Raw genomic sequence first — 1,895 nt, 5'->3', positions numbered from 1 at the left:
CCCCTCGGCTGCGCGTAAATCGCGGCGTAGATCGTCTCATGGCTGATCAGACGGGTTGGATCGTCGGGGTGCATGGACTTGAGCCTGCACGCAATCTGCTCGGGAGACCAGCGCCGGTGGACCAGCTTGCCCCGCACAAAGTCATGAAGCCACCCACCCTTGACCAGCTTCTGCCGCCGTCCGCACCGCTTGCGCAGCACCCGGTATCGGTCCGCGCCAAGCTGCGGGCAATACGGCCGGGCGGGGTCTCCCTCCGGACGGCCACGCCCCAGTTCCCGCCCGACGGTCGAGGCGCTGCGCCCCAGCAACGCCCCGATCGCCCCAAGGCTTGCCCCGCGCCGATGCTCCGCCAAAATCACGCCACGTTCCTCGCCGTTGAGGTGCTTGTATCGTCTGTCCATCGCAACATCCTATGCCCTGCGGGCGCTGGGTGTTGCACTCGAAACTTGAGCCTAAGCAGTGCCTCATCGTAACGATCATGGACGTTTGCCAACTCTAGACACAAATCTCGAACCATTTCGTATATCTTCTTTGAGCGACCCTCCTCTTGTCCCCTAAACTGAAGATACACTTGGACCGGCTGATTGATTGCGTCCCAACCCTCCAGCATCTTTGATATATTTCGGACTTGAGCCGATACGAAATTAGTGACCTCTCTGGCCGCGGCGATCGCAGCTCCAATAGAATCCTGTATTATCGCAAGCTGTGGTTCACTTTCCTTGTCGTATATCTCGACCAAGTGTCGCAGAAATTGGCCCTCAGGATTTCTCTTGAGTTCTTGCTCTACAAATATGTTCATTGCGGATCCAGGCGCCGCGAGCGTCCAAATCCAGTTAGCAGCAGCTGCGGCATGACGCTGACGAATGTCGCGCAACGTTTCGCTAACCTGAAGCCCCTCGACTTTGGGAAAACCTGACAATCGACGCCCCTCATTGATGGACGTCAGGGTGCGCGCTTCATCAATCTCATCCCATGACCGAGCCAAGGAACGCACTACTTCAACCGAAGAATGCCCATGGGAGCATAAGTGTGCGGCGACGTTGGCACTCGCCAGTTCCGAGAAAGGGTCAATTAGTGAAAGGACAGTCGATGGATCCGGTTTGCGCAGGAGTTCAAAGAGCTTGGCCGCCTGAATCTGGCTTAGCTCGGGCAACCAAGTCAATTCATGCTTGAGACGCGTCCGAGGCGTAACGAGCGCTTGCCTTGCTTTTTGTAGTTCCTCTTCCGGAAATACACCATCCAACTCCGCATCTTCAACCAGATGAGAGATATCGGTCACCGTCGACCGATAAGTTGCTTTGAGCGTGTGAAACGGGTTGTCCTCAAGGGAGAAGATTCTTGGCATGCGCTCCCTGTTCAGTGAATAGCCCCGAGTTTCCTAGACACCTTGCAGCTTCAGTTTTTGCTGCTGCTCGAATGCGATCGGCGACAGCATTCCGTTCCTAACGTGTTTGCGCTGCGGGTTGTAGAAGAACTCGATGTAGTCGAACACATCCTGGCGGGCTTCTTTGCGGGTTTTATACTTTCTTCGGCGGATGCGTTCGCGTTTGAGCAGGTTGAAGAAGCTTTCGGCGACGGCGTTGTCCCAGCAGTTGCCACGTCGGCTCATGCTTTGCGTCAGATTGTGCTGTTCGAGGAACTCCTGCCACTCATAGCTGGTGAACTGTGAGCCTTGGTCGGAATGCACTTGGACTTTGGTCTTCGGTTTGCGGCGCCAGACGGCCATCAGAAGGGCTTGCAACGGCAGATCCGTATAGGTCCGACCCTGCATGGACCACCCAACAACACGCCTAGAAAATAGATCGATGACAACTGCGAGATAAACGAAGCCCTCGTGGGTGCGGATGTAGGTGATATCTGTGACCCAGAACTGGTCCGGAGCGTCGACATCAAAC

The 1,895-nt window shown here is 55.9% G+C and carries 3 protein-coding genes; all 3 read right to left on the bottom strand.

Features of this window, described 5'->3' with window-relative positions:
* The coding region (locus AKV04_RS05145) for a helix-turn-helix domain-containing protein (RefSeq protein WP_156317382.1) at positions 1–401 on the bottom strand (401 nt) is incomplete at its 3' end.
* Complete coding sequence (locus AKV04_RS26050) at positions 356–1,345, bottom strand: hypothetical protein (protein WP_054005389.1); 990 nt, start codon at positions 1,343–1,345, stop codon at positions 356–358. The genes AKV04_RS26050 and AKV04_RS05145, both read right to left, overlap by 46 nt.
* A gap of 33 nt (positions 1,346–1,378) precedes the next feature.
* Positions 1,379–1,895 (bottom strand): IS3 family transposase (locus AKV04_RS05135; RefSeq protein WP_054005388.1); only part of this gene is annotated, 517 nt, incomplete at its 5' end.

The organism is Cypionkella psychrotolerans, from assembly GCF_001294535.1.
Classification (GTDB): Bacteria; Pseudomonadota; Alphaproteobacteria; order Rhodobacterales; family Rhodobacteraceae; genus Cypionkella; species Cypionkella psychrotolerans.
This window is presented reverse-complemented; position numbering and strand designations above follow the sequence as displayed.

Bases quoted from the DNA above. Each gene is read 5' to 3' on its own strand.
- AKV04_RS26050 (WP_054005389.1), bottom strand. From the start codon at position 1,345: ATGCCAAGAATCTTCTCCCTTGAGGACAACCCGTTTCACACGCTCAAA.